The following is a 15,308-nucleotide window of genomic DNA, read 5'->3' on the forward strand; positions in this document are numbered from 1 at the left end:
CGACCGGCCGGTCAGACAAGCCCGAAGTCGTCGTTGCTGTCGGGAATCGACGCCAGCAGCCGTTCGAGCCGGTACCAGCCGATGCGGCGCAGGCACCACGCGGCGACGGAAGTCCGGTCGTGGCGGGCGTCGGGGCCGGATGCGCAGTGGGTGGGGGTGGAAGGCGCGAGCGCGATTGAAGTCGCGCGCAGCGGGCAGGAATGGGGCATGACGGGCTCCGTAGGTGTCGGATGAGGCGATCGTAAGCGTCGCGGCGCCCGCCGGCGCGCACGCAAGGATCATCCGGAGCAGAAACGGATGATCTTTTTCTGCTCGACGTCGCGGCAGGCGCGCAGGCCCGGCACGCCGGCTCGAAACGCGTCACAATGCGCGTTCGGCACCCGATCTGGTGGAGACAAGCAATGAGCGATCCGATTCTTGCCGCGCCGACGGACAACGGCGTCCCGGTCAGCCTGCGCTCCAGCTGCGGGCTGGGCTGGCAGGGCTTTGGCGCGTCGCTGCTGGAGATCCGCGCGGGCACGTACCGGATTCCGGCGGCCGAGCATCACCGGATCGGCGTGCATATCGGCTCGCCGGTCCGTGCGGATTGCGTGTGTGACGGCGAACGTGTGTCGCGCATCCAGGCGCACGGCGACGTCGACGTGATTCCGGCCGGCCTGCCCGGCCAGTGGACCGACAGCGCCGACTGCCGGATCCTGCACATCGCGCTCAGCGACACGTTCGTGCGGCGCACGGTCGAACAGCTCGAGCTGAAGCCGTCGCAGGCACAGATCCGGCGCCGGCTGCAGGTGCGCGATCCGCGCCTGCAGCACATCGCATGGGCGATGGCCGCCGAACTCGAAGCGGAAGACGCGTCGGATCCGCTCTATGCGGAAAGTCTGTGCACGGCGCTCGTCGCGCGGCTGGTCGACGGCCAGCCGGCGTTCCGCGAACGCCGGCGCACGCTTGCGCCGAAAGCGGCCGCGCGCGTAATCGACTATGTCGAAGCGAATCTCGACCGGCGCATGACGCTGGCCGAGCTCGCGGCGCTCGTGTCGATCAGCGTGCCGCATTTCAAGGTGTTGTTCCGCGAAACGCTCGGGATGCCCGTGCACCAGTACGTCGTGCGGCGCCGGGTGGAGCGCGCGAAGGCGCTGCTGCTCGAAGGCCGGCTCAGCATCAGCCAGATCGCGCTGGAAGCGGGGTTTGCGCACCAGAGCCACATGGCGAACTGGATGAACCGCGTGCTCGGTGCGACGCCGACGGAGATTGCGCGGTCGGGGGCGCGGGGCGGGTTGCGGCTTGCTTATGACGGCGAGGACGGCGCGAAGCCTGCGCGTCGATAGCTGGCGGGTGGATGGCACGATCCGTGCGGACCTTTGCATCACGTCATCCTTTCCTGCTCGATTCATCCCTCCCTGCGCGCCGCGCCGGCCGCGCAACCCGACAATCACAGCACCTTCATCCCCCAGGAGCGAACCGTGTTCGTGATCTTTGGAGCATCAGGCAACGTCGGCCTGTCGACCGTGACGACCTTGCGCAACGCAGGCCATGCCGTGCGCGCGGTGTTGCACGACGCACGTCATCGTGACCGCTTCGTACAACTCGGCTGCGATGTCGCGATCGCGGAACTGACGGACCCGAACGCGATCGCCGCGGCGATCGACGGCGCGCAGGCCGTGCAGATACTGTGTCCGGTGCCGGTTGCCGACCCGGATCCGGCCGCGACGATGACGCGGACGATCGACGTGGCGACCGCCGCGCTCGCCGCGAACCCGCCGCCGGCGCTGCTCGCGCTGTCGGACTACGGCGCGGAGCGCGATGGCAATACCGGCATCACCCGGCTGTTTCATCATTTCGAGGAACGGCTGAAGACGATTCCGACGCAACTGACGTTGCTGCGGTCGGCCGAGCATCTGCAGAACTGGGCGCGCGTCTTGCCGGTCGCGCTGGGCGCCGGCGTGCTGCCGAGCTTCCACCATCCGGTCGGCAAGGTCTTTCCGACGGTGTGGGCGCCCGATGTGGGCGTCGTCGCGGCGCGGCTGCTGCTGGATGCACCGGAAGGCGGCGGCGGGCCGCGCATCGTCAGCGTCGAAGGGCCGCGGCGGGTGAGCGTGACGGCCATTGCGGATACGCTCGGCGCGGCGGCCGGCCGCGCGATCGTCGCGCACGAGCTGCCGCGCGACACGTGGAATGCGACGCTGCTGCGCGCCGGGCTCAGCGAACGCCATGCGCAACTGATCGTCGATCTGTACGACGTGCACAACGCCGGGCAGATCGACGTCGAGGCAGGCGCGTCGGAGCGCGCTTACGGGACGACGTCGCCGGCGGACGCGCTTGCGCAACTGGTGCGCCAGCACGCGCGCTGACCGAAGCGGCCGCGCGGCGCGCATCACGCCGCGCGCCGCACCTTGTTCAGCACCGCATACGACAGCGACCCGATCACGATCCCCCAGAACGCGGAGCCGAGCCCGAGCCACGTCATCCCCGACGCGGTTGCGAGGAACGTGATCACCGACGCTTCGCGGTGGTTCTCGTCGTCGAAGATCCCGTGCACGTTCGCGCTGATCGCACCGATCAGCGCGAGCCCCGCGAGGATCGCGACGAATGCCTTCGGCAACGCGAAGAACACCGTGACGATCGTGCCCGCGAACAGCCCGCCGATCAGGTAGAACGCGCCGTTCGCGAGGCCGGCGATGTAGCGCCGGTCCGGATCCTCGTGCGCGTCCTTGCCGGTGCAGAGCGCCGCGGTGATCGCGGCAACGACGATCGTGATCCCGCCGAAGCACGCGACCGCGAGCGACATCACGCTGGTCGCGGTGATGATCGGGCGCGCGGGTGTGTGATAGCCGGACACGCGCAGGATCGTCATCCCCGGCAGGAACTGGCCGGTGAGGCTCACGACGACGAGCGGCAGCGCGAGGCTGAGCGTCGTGCCGAGCGTCCATTCGGGCGCGATGAAGATCGGCCGCGCGATGCTCGGCGACACGTTGCCCAGATGCGTCATCCCGAGCAGCGTCGCGAGCGCGGCGCCCGTCAGCAGCACGAGCACGATGCTGTAGCGCGGCAGCAGGCGCCTGAAGATCACGTAGGCCGCGATCATGCCGAATGCGAGCACGGGCTGATCCGACGCGGCGGAGAACGCATGCATGCCGAACGGCAGCAGGATGCCGGCCATCATCCCGCACGCGATGCCGCGCGGAATGTGGCGCACGAGCCGGTCGAAATAGCCGGTCACGCCGATCACCACGATGATGAGTGCAGCGGTGATGTACGCGCCGACGGCCTGGTTGAGCGTCAGTTGCGGAAACAGGCCGACGAGCAGCGCGGTGCCGGGCGCCGACCACGCGGTGATGATCGGCACCTTCATCTTCCAGCTCGCGAACAGGCCCGATACGCCCGCGCCGATCGAGATCGCCCAGACCCACGACGACACCATTTCGTTGGATACGTGCGCGGCCTGCGACGCCTGGAAGAAGATCGCGAGCGGGCCCGCGTAGGAAATCAGGACCGCGAGAAAGCCTGCGGTGATCGCGGAAACGGACCAGTCGTTGCCGATCGTGCGGATCGCGCCGGGCGGGGAGTTCGGTTGCATCGTCGTCGGGGAGTGCGGCGCGCGGCCGTGAGGCAGAGCCGGGGCGAATGATTGTTGGAAGCCCCGGATGAGCCGTCATTCTGGACATTGCCGGCGCAATTGGCAATTCGCCGGCGAAGCTTGACGTTGTCGGCGTTTCGTAAGGATTTGCGCCGATGCGGGCGGATCGATGGCCCCGCCGGGCGTCACGTACTGATCTGCAGCACCTTGTCGACCACCGCTACCTTCACCCCGCTTCCGGTCGACAGCGACGCCGTGCCTTCGTCGAACGGATGCACGGGCGGATCGGTCGGCGCCCACGCATGGCGCGCGAGCAACGCGCGATAGCCGCCGCGGATCACGAAGCCGCCGCATTTCCGCGCATACGCGTCGCGCCGCATCCGGTACGCGCGCGGCAGGTCGTACCACGGCAGCTTCGGCAGGTCGTGATGAACCAGGTGGTAGTTGTTGTTCAGGTACAGCAGCCGCATCGCGAAGCCGGCCTCGTTGATCGTGATGCGCGCCTTCGGATGCCGCGCGGCGCGGTGCTCGTACAGCGAGCGGATCATCGCGAGCGACAGCGCGGGCCACGTGACGGCCAGCAGGTAGTACCACCACGGCACGCCGATCGCCCATTGCAGCCACGCGAGCAGCGCGGCCACGCAGGCGGCATGCGTCGCCCACATCGGCAGATAACGGAAGTCGCCGCGCCGGAACGCGGCGAGCGCATCGGCGACCGTCGCCACGACGGAGAGTGGCGGCCCGACGACGATTCGTCCGATGAAAGTCTTGCGCGCGACCGTGAGCGCCCGGCGCCAGCGCGGCAGCCGCGCCCAGCGTTCGCGCGTCACGTAGTTCGTTTCGGGATCGACGCCCGGCACGGTCAGGTCTTCGTCGCGATGATGGTCGAGGTGCATGTCGCGATACAGCGTGTACGGATACCAGACCGTCAGCGGCGGATAGCCGAGCAGCTTGTTCACGAGGGCGGAGCGTGTCGGATGTCCGTGCAGCAGTTCGTGCTGCAGCGACATGTGCCATGCGCCGAGCAGGATCAGCAGCGGCGTCGCGGCCGCGAGCGACAGGTGCCCGTCGCGCACGAGCAGCAGCACGGCGAGCCAGCCGCCGTAGATCACGGCGACCAGCAGCCAGGTCGGCCACTCGGTGCGGGCAGTGAAGCGGGCGTCGAGCGCGGCAATTGCGCGCGCATGATCGACGTCGAAGTATTCGGCCATGGCGTTGAGGCGGGATGGATCGGGCAGGGCGGGGAACGAGCGGTAGAACCGGTGCGCTCGGCCCGGGTGCGCAGGTGTCTCGCGGATCACGGTCGGTCTGCCCGGCATCGCGCACGATGGCGGCGCCGGCAGGCCTTCGAACGGTACCCGGCGGCGGCCGCCTGGCCAACCAATCGATTCGCATTTGCTTATCGTCGTGCGGCCGATAAGCATCGGGGCCGCCGCCGATGCGTAGAATGCCCGCATGAACCCTTGGATCGCAGTACTGCCGATGTACAACGTGACGCCACGCCACGCCGCCTTGTGGCGTGCGCTGTTGCGCGACGCGCTCGATGCGTTCGCGAGCGCGGGCGGTGCGGCCGGCGTCGCGCTGCCCGATGCGCCGTTCGACGACCTGCACGCGCTGTGGCGGCGCGACGATCTGTTGCTGTCGCAGACCTGCGGCTACCCGTACCGGATGCTCGGCTTGCGTGACGCCGTGCGATTGATCGCGACGCCCGCTTTCGACGCGGACGGCTGCGACGGGGCGCGCTACCGCAGCGTGCTGGTCGTGTCGGCGCGCGTGCATGCGGGCGGCGCGACGACGCTCGCCGCATGCCGGGGGCTGCGCGCCGCCTTCAACGGCGAGGATTCGCACAGCGGGATGAACGCGTTCCGGCACGCAGTCGCGCCGCATGCGCATGACGGACGGTTCTTCGGATCGGTCACGCCGTTCGGCTCGCACGTGAACGTGCTGCGTGCGCTGGCCTCGGGTGAAGCCGATTGCGCGTCGATCGACTGCGTGACGTTCGCTTATGTGCGCGACGCATTGCCCGAGCTGCTGAAGGACATTCGAATCATCGGCACGACGGCCTCTGCGCCGGGATTGCCGCTCATCGCATCGCGCGTGCTGCCGGAAACGCAGATCGGTGCATTGCAGGATGCGCTCGACCGCGCGGCCGCGGCCGATGCGGAACGCGCGCGCGTGCTGCGGCTGACGGGATTCGAACGGCTGTTACCCGCCGACTACGACACGATTGCGCGGTTCGCGCAGGATGCGGCCGCGCACGGCTATCCCGAACTGGCCTGATGCAAGGGCCGGCGCGCAACGCTGCGACCGTTCGCGCCGCGTACTGTCATTCCTCGTCCATCAAGCGGACCTTGACCCGCTTGCCCTTGATCTTCCCGGCATTGAGCTTGCGCAGCGCGTCGTGCGCGACGCCGCGCTCGATCGCGACATAAGTCGAGAACTCGGTCACGTTGATCTTGCCGATCTGCTTGCCGTCGAACCCGGCGTCGCCGGTCAGCGCGCCGAGCACGTCGCCCGGGCGGATCTTGTCCTTGCGCCCGCCGAGAATCTGCAGCGTTTCCATCGGCGGCAGCAGCACGCTGTCGTCCGCCGGCTTCAGTTCCGCGAGCGGATGCCATTCGACTTCCCGCTTCTGCGCCTGCTCGATCCCGCCGACGCGGCCCATCTCGTCCATGCTCGCGAGGCTCAGCGCCCAGCCGTCCTGATCCGCGCGGCCCGTGCGGCCGATGCGGTGCACGTGCACTTCGGGATCGGGCGTCACGTCGACGTTGATCACCGCTTCGAGCTGCGCGATGTCGAGCCCGCGCGCGGCGACGTCGGTCGCGACCAACACCGAGCAGCTGCGGTTCGCGAACTGGATCAGCACCTGGTCGCGCTCGCGCTGGTCGAGCTCGCCGTGCAGCGCGAGCGCGTGGAAGCCCTGCGCATGCAGGACGTCGAGCAGGTCGCGGCACTGCTGCTTCGTGTTGCAGAACGCGATCGTGCTCACCGGCCGGTAGTGGTTCAGCAACTGGCCGACCGCATGCAGCCGCTCGTCCTCGGTCACTTCATAGAAGCGCTGGCGGATCTTGCTGTCGTCGTGACGCTCCTGGAGCTTGATTTCCTTCGGGTTCCGCAGGAACTGCTGGCTGAGCTTCGCAATGCCGTCCGGATAGGTCGCGGAGAACAGCAGCGTCTGGCGCGTCGTCGGGCACATCCGCGCGACCTTCGCGATGTCGTCGAAGAAACCCATGTCGAGCATCCGGTCGGCCTCGTCGAGCACGAGCGTGTTCAGCGCGTCGAGCTTCAGGTTGCCGCGATCGAGGTGATCCATGATGCGGCCCGGCGTGCCGACGACGATGTGCGCACCGTGCTCGAGGCTCTGCGCCTGCGGGCGCATCGGCGTGCCGCCGCACAGCGTCAGCACCTTCACGTTTTCCTCGGCGCGCGCGAGGCGGCGCACTTCCTGCGCGACCTGGTCGGCGAGCTCACGCGTCGGGCACAGGATCATCGCCTGCACGTCGAAGCTGCGCGTGTCGAGGCGTGCCAGCAGCGCGAGCGAGAACGCGGCGGTCTTGCCGCTGCCCGTCTTCGCCTGCGCGATCAGATCCTGGCCGGCCAGCGCGACCGGCAGGCTCGCGGCCTGGATCGGCGTCATGTCGACATAGCCGAGCTGCGCGAGGTTCGCGAGCGTGGCGGGCGTCAACGACAGCGCGCTGAAGGGCGTGGCGGTCGGCTGGGTCATTCGAGGTCTCCGAGGTAAGGCTTGCCTTCCATCTGTTCGTAGACGACGGTGCCGTCGTCGCCCTCGAAGCGTTCGAGATAGTTGCGCGCGCCGCACAGCGGGCAGCGGAACAGCAGCCCCTGGCCCTCGTCCTTGATGACGACGTCGGACTGCTCCCACTGCGTGCCGCAGCTCTGGTTTCGGCAGGTAAACACGGTCTTTCTCCAGCTGAATTCGGTTGATGGCGCGCCCCGGGCGGGCGCGGCAACGGCGGGCGGCGCTCGCGCGGCTTGGGCGCGGGCCGCACCGGCGTCGCTTGGGTGGCGTCGATGCGGATGATGGATCGGGCGGCGACAGGGTCGCGCGTGCCGCAATTCTAGCGGATGCGGGGGGCGGGCAGCCGGCTATCGGCAGCGGACGGCCCGGCCGCGGCACGATCGTCGAGGGTCCCGGCAGACGGCGCACGCCGCACCGCGCGCATCCACGATGAAAAACGGCCACCCCGTGGGGCGGCCGTGCAGTGCGATGAAACGGGGCCGGACGCGTTACAGCGCCATGTCGGCCGACGCCTTCGCCGGGCGGGCCGGCGCGTTGCCGGCCGGCTGCGACGACACGCTGACGTCGATCTTCGGCGGCGGCGACAGTTGCAGCACGTCGCTCGTGTAGGTCCATTCCTCGACGACCTTCGCCGGGCTGTCGTTCAGCTTCGTACCGTAGCTCGGCACGATCTGGCGGATCTTCTGCTGCCACTCGGGCGTCGCGACCTTGTCCTTGAACACCTTCTTCATCAGGTTCAGCATGATCGGCGCGGCCGTCGATGCGCCCGGCGACGCGCCGAGCAGGCCCGCGATGCTGCCGTCCTGCGACGCGACGATTTCGGTGCCGAGCTTCAGCACGCCGCCCTTGACCGGGTCGCGCTTGATTATCTGCACGCGCTGGCCGGCCTGCCACAGGCGCCAGTCTTCCTTCTTCGCGTTCGGGAAGTATTCCTTCAGCGCGTTGAAGCGGTCGTCGTCGGACAGCATCAGCTGGCCGGCGAGGTACTGGACCAGCGGGAATTCGTCGACGCCCACGCGCATCATCGGCGCGACGTTGTGCAGGTTGGTGCTCTTCGCGAGGTCGAAGTACGAACCGTTCTTCAGGAACTTGGTCGAGAACGTCGCGAACGGCCCGAACAGGATGATCTTCTTGCCGTCGATGATCCGCGTGTCGAGGTGCGGCACCGACATCGGCGGCGAGCCGACCGATGCCTTGCCATACGCCTTCGCGAGGTGCTGCTTCACGACGTCGGGGTTGTCGGTCACGAGGAACGAGCCGCCGACCGGGAACGCGCCGTAGTCCTTCGCTTCGGGGATGCCCGACGCCTGCAGCAGGTGCAGCGCACCGCCGCCCGCGCCGATGAAGACGAACTTCGCGTCGACCGATTGCGGCGGTTCATCCGAGTGCAGCTTGACCCACGACACGTGCCACGTGCCGTCGGCATTGCGCGTGATCTCGCGCACTTCGCTCGACAGCGACAGCGTGAAATTCGGCTGCGTCTTCAGGTAGCCGACGAACTGGCGCGTGATCTCGCCGAAGTTCACGTCGGTGCCGATCGGCGTCCACGTCGCCGCGACCTTCTGGTTGCGGACGCGGCCTTCCATCATCAGCGGCACCCACTGCTTGATCTGGTCGTAGTCTTCCGAATACTGCATCCCGCGGAACAGCGGGCTTGCCTGCAGCGCTTCGTAGCGCTTCTTCAGGAAGCGGACGTTGTCGTCGCCCCACACGAAGCTCATGTGCGGCGTCGAGTTGATGAACGAGTGCGGGTTCTTCAGCACGCCCTGCTTGACCTGCCAGGCCCAGAACTGGCGGGAGATCTGGAACGATTCGTTGATCTCGATCGCCTTCGAGATGTCGATCTTGCCGTCCGCCTTCTCCGGCGTGTAGTTCAGTTCGGCGAGCGCCGAGTGGCCGGTGCCGGCGTTGTTCCAGCCGTTCGAGCTTTCCAGCGCGACGCCGTCGAGGCGTTCGACCATCGTCATCGACCAGTCGGGCTGGAGCTCGTGCAGCCAGACGCCGAGCGTCGAGCTCATGATGCCGCCGCCCACCAGCAGGACGTCGACCTTCTTCGTATCGGCGGCATGCGCGGACGATGTCGCGACGCACAGCGCGAGCGCCGCCAGTATTACCCGTAACGTTTTGATCACAGCAGATCCCTTTTTCAACTTGGATGCATCGGTTTGCCATGCCGCCCGGCGCGCAGTTCCATCGCGCCGGCACGCGGATCCGGAGATCCGGACCGCGAATCCGGAATTCCGGATCGACGCTGCGCGCCGTTGCATTTGCGCACGCGAAGCCGTTCGGAAGGACACCTTCGGATCGGCTTCCCGCGGGCAGGCAACTGCCAGCGTCGCGAGGGTGCGCAACGCGCCCGGGCCCTCGTGGCAAGCCTGAGCGGACGGCGCTTCAGGCTGCATGGAAAGAGGCCGCGCGCGACGCGTTTTTGCGGGGGCGGGTGGCAAGGGGCGCGTAATATAACCGAACTCGGACAACGTGTCGCAGACGACGAATGTCCCTGTTTTTGTGGGGTTTTTTGTGTGTCCGGATTTCCGGAACGACGGTGCGCGAAGCGGGAAAACGGGCGGGGTCGGAGGGGTGAAATGCGCGGGATGGGCATGCCGTGCACCACGCCGATACTTCATCGGGTCGCGGCGTTGCACCGCGACCCGTCCACATCAGATCACTTCACTTCGCTCCGCCGTTCCGGCAGAACTGCTCGTAGACCTGCGCCGAATTCGCGAAACCATGCGCCTTCGCGAGTTCCCACGGACGCTCGCATTGTTGCGTGCGTTCGCACCACGCATAGCCGGCCGAGCCGATGCAGCCGTGTGCATCGCGATCGCCGCCGACCATCGGCGGGGCTGCTTGCGCGGCGGTATCGGCCGGCGCCGGCGCATTGGCCGGTGCGGACGATTGCGCCGCACAGGCGCTCAATGCGAATGCGCAGGCGATCGCGGCGGCAAACGACGCGGAGGGAAGGTAACGTTTCATCGGGTAGCGCTCCATGGGATGACGATCGACTGCGGATGCCCGTGCGCGGGCGCATAACAGCATGAACGGTCACGCATCCGGCACCGGCACGCGCGACGAGAACTTCACCTCGCGCAACGCGAGGCTCGACTGGATCGACGACACGCCGGCCTGCTTTCTCAGCACGCGCTCGACGAATTCCGCATACGCGTCGAGATCGGCCGCGACGACCTGCAGGATGTAGTCGGCCGCGCCCGTGATCTTGTGGCACGACGTGACCTCGTCGTGACGCCGCATCACCTCCTCGAAGTGATCCGAATCCTGATCCGAGTGCATGTTGAACGTGACCTGCACGAACGCGAACACGTTCATGCCGAGCGCGCGCCGGTCGAGGTTCGCCTGGTAACCGGTGATCACGTGCTCGTCCTCGAGCCGTTTGCGGCGGCGCCAGCAGGGCGTGACGCTGAGCGACAGCTTCTCGCCGAGCGTCGCGTTCGACAGTGCGCCATCTTCCTGCAGCAGGCGGAGCATCGCGCGGTCTACGCCGTCCAGTTCAACTGAAGCGCGATTTTTGCTCATATCCGGAGTTCCGTAGGCAGATTTCTCAAAATTGTACGAAACGAAGAGGCGAAAAGCAAAGCTATTGCCAGCTGGCGTCAATAGACTGTTGCCACCCCTTTCCCCTCGTCATCACGGCAACGGTCAACCATGCTCACGGTCTACAGCAGCGATCACCACCTGCATCGCGGCGTCGAATTGAAGGACGGCGCGATTACCGAGTCGTTCGAAAACCCCCTTCGTGCCGAAACGGTGCTGGCGCAGGTCCGCGCGGCCGGCCTCGGCGACGTGATCGCGCCGCGCGCGTTCGACCGCGCGAGCTATGCCGGCGCGCACAGCGCGCGCTACGTCGATTTCCTTGCCGGCGCATGGGACGAATGGACGGCGACCGGCCGCACCTGCCAGGCGCTGCCGCTCGTGTGGCCGGTGCGTGCGATGCCGGCGTCGACGACGTTGCCCGGCTTCATCGATGGCAAGCTCGGCTTCTTCGCGATGGACGCCGGCGCGCCGATCAACGCAGGCACGTGGGACGCGGTGAGCGCGAGCGCGAACTCGGCGCTCACGGGCGCCGACCTGCTGTCCGGCGGCGGCGCGCGCGCGGCGTTCGCGCTGTGCCGCCCGCCCGGCCACCATGCGGGCCGCGAGTACATGGGCGGCTATTGCTACCTGAACAATGCGGCGATCGCCGCGCAGCACGGCATTGCAAGCGGCGCGGCGCGCGTCGCGGTGCTCGACGTCGATTTCCACCACGGCAACGGCACGCAGGACATCTTCTACGAGCGTTCCGATGTTCTGTTCGCGTCGCTGCACGGCGAGCCGCCGGTGTCGTACCCGTACTTCTCCGGCTATGCGGACGAGCGCGGCGCGGGGGCCGGCGAAGGCTTCAACCTGAACCTGCCGCTGCCGAAGGGCACGCAGTGGGACACGTATTCGGCCGCGCTCGGCCAGGCCGCTGCCGCGATTGCGAAGCACACGCCCGATCTGCTCGTCGTGTCGCTCGGCGTCGACACGTTCGAGCACGACCCGATCAGCCATTTCAAGCTGCGTTCGCCCGACTACCTGCGGATCGGCGAAGCGCTCGCGCGCCTGAACCTGCCGACGCTGTTCGTGATGGAAGGCGGCTACATGGTCGACGAGATCGGCATCAACGCAGTGAACGTATTGCTGGGATTCGAAGGGCGCGCGTGAGCGTGCGGCATGACTTCGACGAACGACGGATCTGAACACGAACGAAGCGCGACAAGGACGGAGACAACCATGAATCGACATCACAAGACGGCACTCGCCACCGCGGCCGCACTGACGTGCGCGCTGTCTGCAGGGGCCGCGCACGCGGACGACATCGTGCGCATCGGGCACGTCGCACCGCTGACCGGCGCGATCGCGCACCTCGGCAAGGACAGCGAGAACGGCGCGCGGCTCGCGGTCGAGGAAATCAACGCAAAGGGGCTCGTGATCGGCGGCAAGAAGGTCACGCTGCAACTTGACGCGCAGGACGACGCGGGCGATCCGCGCACCGCGACGCAGGTCGCGCAGCGGCTCGTCGACGACAAGGTCATCGGCGTCGTCGGCCATCACAACTCGGGCACGTCGATCCCCGCGTCGCGCGTGTATCGCGACGGCGGCGTCGTGCAGATCTCGCAGGCCGCGACCAACCCGACGTACACGCAGCAGGGCTTCAAGACGACGTATCGCGTCGTCGCGACCGATGCGCAGCAGGGGCCGGCGCTCGCGATGTATGCGGCGAAGAACATGGGCATCAAGACGGTTGCCGTGGTCGATGACTCGACCGCATACGGGCAGGGCCTGGCGACCGAGTTCGAGAAGGCTGCGAAGTCGGCCGGGATGAAGGTCGTGTCGCGCGACGCGACCAACGACAAGGCGATCGATTTCCGCGCGATCCTCACGAAGATCAAGGGCGAGAACCCGGACGCGATCATGTACGGCGGGATGGACGCGACGGGCGGGCCGCTCGCGAAGCAGGCGCGCCAGCTCGGCATGCGCGCGAAGATCCTCGCCGGCGACGGCGTGTGCTCGACCGACCTGCCGAAGCTCGCGGGCCCGGCGTCGGACAACGTCGTGTGCTCCGAGGCCGGCATCGCGCTCGAGAAGATGCCGGGCGGCGCGGCGTTCGCGAAGCGCTACGAAGCGCGCTACCACCAGCCGATGCAGGTGTATGCGCCGTTCTCGTACGACGCGGTGTACATCATCGTCGACGCGATGAAGCGCGCGAATTCGACGGATCCGACGAAGGTGCTGGCCGCGATGCCGGCCACCGACTATCGCGGCGTGATCGGCGAAACGAGCTTCACGCCGCAGGGCGACCTGAAGCACGGCGCGATTTCGGTATTCACGTACAAGAGCGGCAAGAAGGCGCTGCTCGATATCGTCAAGATGTAACGCGGCACGCACCGCTGTCGCGGCCCACCGCAGGCGCAGACCTCAGGCCGCGATACCGGCGAACACGTTGTGGACGACCACTCCTGGCACGAGGCGGGGCTGCCGCAGCCAGTCGAACGCGTGCGCGACGATGCGCACCGTCGGCTGGCTGCCGTGCAGCGACCCGAGCGATTCACGGTCGATCCACGCGCAAAGCGCGATCCCGTTCATCGGGTGTCGCCGTTACAGCCGCTGCACCTGCGCGCGCGTGCCGGCCTGGCGCGTTTCCGCGTCGTGCACGATATGCAGCTCGCGCGTGCGGATCGGCAGCGCGCAATTCGCGTCGGCGAGGGTCTTGCGCACCTGGCGCGCGAGGCGCCAGCGCATCGCCCAGAACCTGTCGGTATGCGTCCACACGCGCAGGTTCGCGATGGCCGTGCTGTCGTCGAAGCGCATCACCATCACGTCCGGCGCGGGATCCTGCAGCACGTCGGGATCGGCCACCGCCAGCGCCCGCAGCGCGTCGAGCGCGCGATCGATATCGTCGTGCACCGACACTTCCACTTCGAGATCGAGACGGCGCGTCGGGTTGCGTGTGTAGTTGCGGATCGCGCTGCCCCACAGCGCGCTGTTCGGTACGTACTCGCAGATGCCGTCCGGCTTCGTCAGCCGCGTCATGAACAGCCCGACCTCGTCGACGGTGCCCGCGACGCCCGTGCCGCCGTCGATGTAGTCGCCCACCTTGAACGGCCGCAGCAGCAGGAGCATGATGCCGGCCGCGATGTTCTGCATCGTGCCCTGCAGCGCGAGCCCGATCGCAAGGCCGGCTGCGCCGAGCACCGCGATGAGGCTCGCGGTCTCGATGCCGAGCTGCGACAGCGCGCCGACGATCGCGACGATGCGGATGCCCCACACGGCGACGTCGCAGAGGATCGGCCGCAGCGTGTCGTCGACGCGCTCCTTGTTCGAGAGCAGCCGGCTCAGCCAGTTGCCGATGCGTTTCGACAGCCACCAGCCGGCGACGAGCAGCGCCAGTGCGGTGCTCAGCTTGATCGAGAGGGTGGAAAGCGCGTTCCACAGGAACGTCCAGCGTTCCGGATGAAGTTGATCGAGAAACATGACGGAATTCCGGGTTGAGGACAGATGATGCAGCGCGTCGCGCTGCCGGCAGCGTTCGACTGTACACGCGGCGCGGTGGTTCACGCGAATGCCTGAGGTCGGAGCGCGTGGATTTAACGCGGGTACTAAGGGCGCGTTATAACAAATAGGATTCGTCCTATTCAGCCATGTTGAGTGGATCGATACACTCGCCTTCATGTTGCCGGATCGCGATGCAGGCTCCTCCGCGATACCCGGTCCTTTCCCGGTTTTTCATCGATAGACAGCGAGTGACGACGTCATGCGGTCAGACCTGCGTTTTCGTCTCGCACGCGAGCAAGGTCGACCCGCACAACACGGCGTTCGCTGTTTCCCGTTTCGCCATGCGCTGCTGCGCGCCGTCATTGCGGCGCGATCGCGCAGGCGTCTCACGACGCCGCGCCGTTCACGCCCGTGGTGGCGGGCATGGCACACCTTGTCGCACCGGCAGGTCGCGCGGTGCATGCGTCGGAGCGCGGCGTCGTGACGTTCATCGGCACCGAGCCGCGCGGTTATGGCAAGTACGTGGTGATCCGCCACGACGGCGGCTATGCGTCGTACTACGCACACCTGTTGGTGTTCGAGCCGACGTTGCGAACCGGCAGGCGGGTCGTGCGCGGCCAGCGCGTCGGCGCGTCGGCGCGGTCGGCCGCACCGGGACGGCCACCGGCCCGCATCTGCACTTCGAGATACGCAGGCATGCCCGCCTCGTCGATCCGGTCGCGCGGGTGCAGGCGGCCAAGTCGGCGAAGCTGAAGGGCGAGCAGCGTGTCGCGTTCAACCGCGTGGCGCGGGATGCGCGCACGCAACTCGCTTCGGCCGCGTGGACGCAACCGGTTGCGAGGTCGGAGCCTTCCGCGTCGCACGCAGGCTGATCGTTTGCCGGACGCGAGCCTTCGCGGCCGGCATTGCGTCATCGGGCACACACGTTGGCTGTCGCAGCGT

Annotated in this window: 15 protein-coding genes and 1 pseudogene; 6 read left to right on the forward strand and 10 right to left on the reverse strand. The window is 67.6% G+C overall.

Annotated features, from left to right (window positions below):
- Nucleotides 1-11 precede the first annotated feature (11 nt).
- Complete coding sequence (locus tag OHZ10_RS19665; RefSeq protein WP_256086931.1) at nucleotides 12-209, reverse strand: hypothetical protein; 198 nt, start codon at nucleotides 207-209, stop codon at nucleotides 12-14.
- A gap of 192 nt (nucleotides 210-401) precedes the next feature.
- Here OHZ10_RS19665 and OHZ10_RS19670 point away from each other — a divergent pair, with 192 nt between their 5' ends.
- Nucleotides 402-1,325, forward strand: a complete 924-nt coding sequence (locus OHZ10_RS19670) for an AraC family transcriptional regulator (protein WP_342705593.1) — start codon at nucleotides 402-404, stop codon at nucleotides 1,323-1,325.
- 135 nt (nucleotides 1,326-1,460) lie between these two features.
- Nucleotides 1,461-2,348: an NAD(P)H-binding protein gene (locus OHZ10_RS19675; RefSeq protein ID WP_342705594.1), complete on the forward strand. Its 888-nt coding sequence runs from the start codon at nucleotides 1,461-1,463 to the stop codon at nucleotides 2,346-2,348.
- Between the two features lie 23 nt (nucleotides 2,349-2,371).
- On the opposite strand, the gene OHZ10_RS19680 is transcribed toward OHZ10_RS19675, so the two are convergent.
- A complete protein-coding gene (locus tag OHZ10_RS19680; RefSeq protein WP_342705595.1) occupies nucleotides 2,372-3,574 on the reverse strand; it encodes a benzoate/H(+) symporter BenE family transporter in 1,203 nt (400 codons plus the stop codon).
- A 185-nt stretch (nucleotides 3,575-3,759) separates the two neighbouring features.
- Nucleotides 3,760-4,785, reverse strand: a complete 1,026-nt coding sequence (locus OHZ10_RS19685) for a fatty acid desaturase (RefSeq protein WP_342705596.1) — start codon at nucleotides 4,783-4,785, stop codon at nucleotides 3,760-3,762.
- Nucleotides 4,786-5,029: 244 nt separating this feature from the next.
- Between OHZ10_RS19685 and OHZ10_RS19690 the strand changes: the two genes are divergently transcribed.
- Complete coding sequence (locus OHZ10_RS19690; protein ID WP_342705597.1) at nucleotides 5,030-5,854, forward strand: phosphate/phosphite/phosphonate ABC transporter substrate-binding protein; 825 nt, start codon at nucleotides 5,030-5,032, stop codon at nucleotides 5,852-5,854.
- Nucleotides 5,855-5,900: 46 nt separating this feature from the next.
- On the opposite strand, the gene dbpA is transcribed toward OHZ10_RS19690, so the two are convergent.
- From dbpA to OHZ10_RS19715, 5 genes are all read right to left on the reverse strand, one after another.
- Nucleotides 5,901-7,298 (reverse strand): ATP-dependent RNA helicase DbpA, encoded by a 1,398-nt coding sequence (gene dbpA, locus OHZ10_RS19695; RefSeq protein WP_059237930.1) that lies wholly within the window; start codon nucleotides 7,296-7,298, stop codon nucleotides 5,901-5,903.
- Nucleotides 7,295-7,492 carry a hypothetical protein gene (locus OHZ10_RS19700; RefSeq protein ID WP_059237929.1) on the reverse strand — a complete coding sequence of 66 codons (198 nt, stop codon included), beginning with the start codon at nucleotides 7,490-7,492 and terminating at the stop codon, nucleotides 7,295-7,297. Before OHZ10_RS19700 ends, dbpA begins: the two co-directional genes overlap by 4 nt.
- 330 nt (nucleotides 7,493-7,822) lie before the next feature.
- Nucleotides 7,823-9,466, reverse strand: a complete 1,644-nt coding sequence (gene mqo / locus OHZ10_RS19705) for a malate dehydrogenase (quinone) (RefSeq protein WP_425394790.1) — start codon at nucleotides 9,464-9,466, stop codon at nucleotides 7,823-7,825.
- Nucleotides 9,467-10,004: 538 nt separating this feature from the next.
- Entirely contained in the window at nucleotides 10,005-10,310 is a 306-nt protein-coding gene (locus OHZ10_RS19710; protein ID WP_059240848.1) for a hypothetical protein, read from the reverse strand.
- Nucleotides 10,311-10,379: 69 nt separating this feature from the next.
- Complete coding sequence (locus tag OHZ10_RS19715) at nucleotides 10,380-10,868, reverse strand: Lrp/AsnC family transcriptional regulator (RefSeq protein WP_059237927.1); 489 nt, start codon at nucleotides 10,866-10,868, stop codon at nucleotides 10,380-10,382.
- 129 nt (nucleotides 10,869-10,997) lie between these two features.
- Between OHZ10_RS19715 and OHZ10_RS19720 the strand changes: the two genes are divergently transcribed.
- Together OHZ10_RS19720 and OHZ10_RS19725 are read left to right on the forward strand one after the other, a co-directional pair.
- Entirely contained in the window at nucleotides 10,998-12,035 is a 1,038-nt protein-coding gene (locus OHZ10_RS19720; RefSeq protein WP_059237926.1) for a histone deacetylase family protein, read from the forward strand.
- Nucleotides 12,036-12,104: 69 nt separating this feature from the next.
- Nucleotides 12,105-13,247, forward strand: coding sequence for a branched-chain amino acid ABC transporter substrate-binding protein (locus OHZ10_RS19725; RefSeq protein WP_174992591.1), 1,143 nt, complete (start codon nucleotides 12,105-12,107; stop codon nucleotides 13,245-13,247).
- Between the two features lie 42 nt (nucleotides 13,248-13,289).
- On the opposite strand, the gene OHZ10_RS19730 is transcribed toward OHZ10_RS19725, so the two are convergent.
- Nucleotides 13,290-13,457 carry a hypothetical protein gene (locus OHZ10_RS19730; protein WP_174992592.1) on the reverse strand — a complete coding sequence of 56 codons (168 nt, stop codon included), beginning with the start codon at nucleotides 13,455-13,457 and terminating at the stop codon, nucleotides 13,290-13,292.
- Nucleotides 13,458-13,469: 12 nt separating this feature from the next.
- The gene (locus tag OHZ10_RS19735; RefSeq protein ID WP_342705600.1) at nucleotides 13,470-14,345 is read right to left on the reverse strand and encodes a mechanosensitive ion channel family protein; all 876 of its coding nucleotides are present in this window, start codon (nucleotides 14,343-14,345) and stop codon (nucleotides 13,470-13,472) included.
- A 453-nt stretch (nucleotides 14,346-14,798) separates the two neighbouring features.
- Between OHZ10_RS19735 and OHZ10_RS19740 the strand changes: the two are divergent.
- Nucleotides 14,799-15,238: pseudogene (locus OHZ10_RS19740) on the forward strand (M23 family metallopeptidase); the annotation flags it as partial.
- Nucleotides 15,239-15,308 lie beyond the last annotated feature (70 nt).

It is taken from the genome of Burkholderia arboris (assembly GCF_038723655.1).
Taxonomy (GTDB): Bacteria; Pseudomonadota; Gammaproteobacteria; order Burkholderiales; family Burkholderiaceae; genus Burkholderia; species Burkholderia arboris.

Excerpts from the sequence above, each read along its gene's own strand:
- OHZ10_RS19665 (WP_256086931.1), bottom strand. The coding sequence starts at position 209 with ATGCCCCATTCCTGCCCGCTGCGCGCGACTTCAATCGCGCTCGCGCCT.
- OHZ10_RS19670 (WP_342705593.1), top strand. The coding sequence starts at position 402 with ATGAGCGATCCGATTCTTGCCGCGCCGACGGACAACGGCGTCCCGGTC.
- OHZ10_RS19680 (WP_342705595.1), bottom strand. The coding sequence starts at position 3,574 with ATGCAACCGAACTCCCCGCCCGGCGCGATCCGCACGATCGGCAACGAC.
- OHZ10_RS19685 (WP_342705596.1), bottom strand. The coding sequence starts at position 4,785 with ATGGCCGAATACTTCGACGTCGATCATGCGCGCGCAATTGCCGCGCTC.
- OHZ10_RS19690 (WP_342705597.1), top strand. The coding sequence starts at position 5,030 with ATGAACCCTTGGATCGCAGTACTGCCGATGTACAACGTGACGCCACGC.
- dbpA (WP_059237930.1), bottom strand. The coding sequence starts at position 7,298 with ATGACCCAGCCGACCGCCACGCCCTTCAGCGCGCTGTCGTTGACGCCC.
- OHZ10_RS19710 (WP_059240848.1), bottom strand. The coding sequence starts at position 10,310 with ATGAAACGTTACCTTCCCTCCGCGTCGTTTGCCGCCGCGATCGCCTGC.
- OHZ10_RS19715 (WP_059237927.1), bottom strand. The coding sequence starts at position 10,868 with ATGAGCAAAAATCGCGCTTCAGTTGAACTGGACGGCGTAGACCGCGCG.
- OHZ10_RS19720 (WP_059237926.1), top strand. The coding sequence starts at position 10,998 with ATGCTCACGGTCTACAGCAGCGATCACCACCTGCATCGCGGCGTCGAA.
- OHZ10_RS19725 (WP_174992591.1), top strand. The coding sequence starts at position 12,105 with ATGAATCGACATCACAAGACGGCACTCGCCACCGCGGCCGCACTGACG.
- OHZ10_RS19730 (WP_174992592.1), bottom strand. The coding sequence starts at position 13,457 with ATGAACGGGATCGCGCTTTGCGCGTGGATCGACCGTGAATCGCTCGGG.
- OHZ10_RS19735 (WP_342705600.1), bottom strand. The coding sequence starts at position 14,345 with ATGTTTCTCGATCAACTTCATCCGGAACGCTGGACGTTCCTGTGGAAC.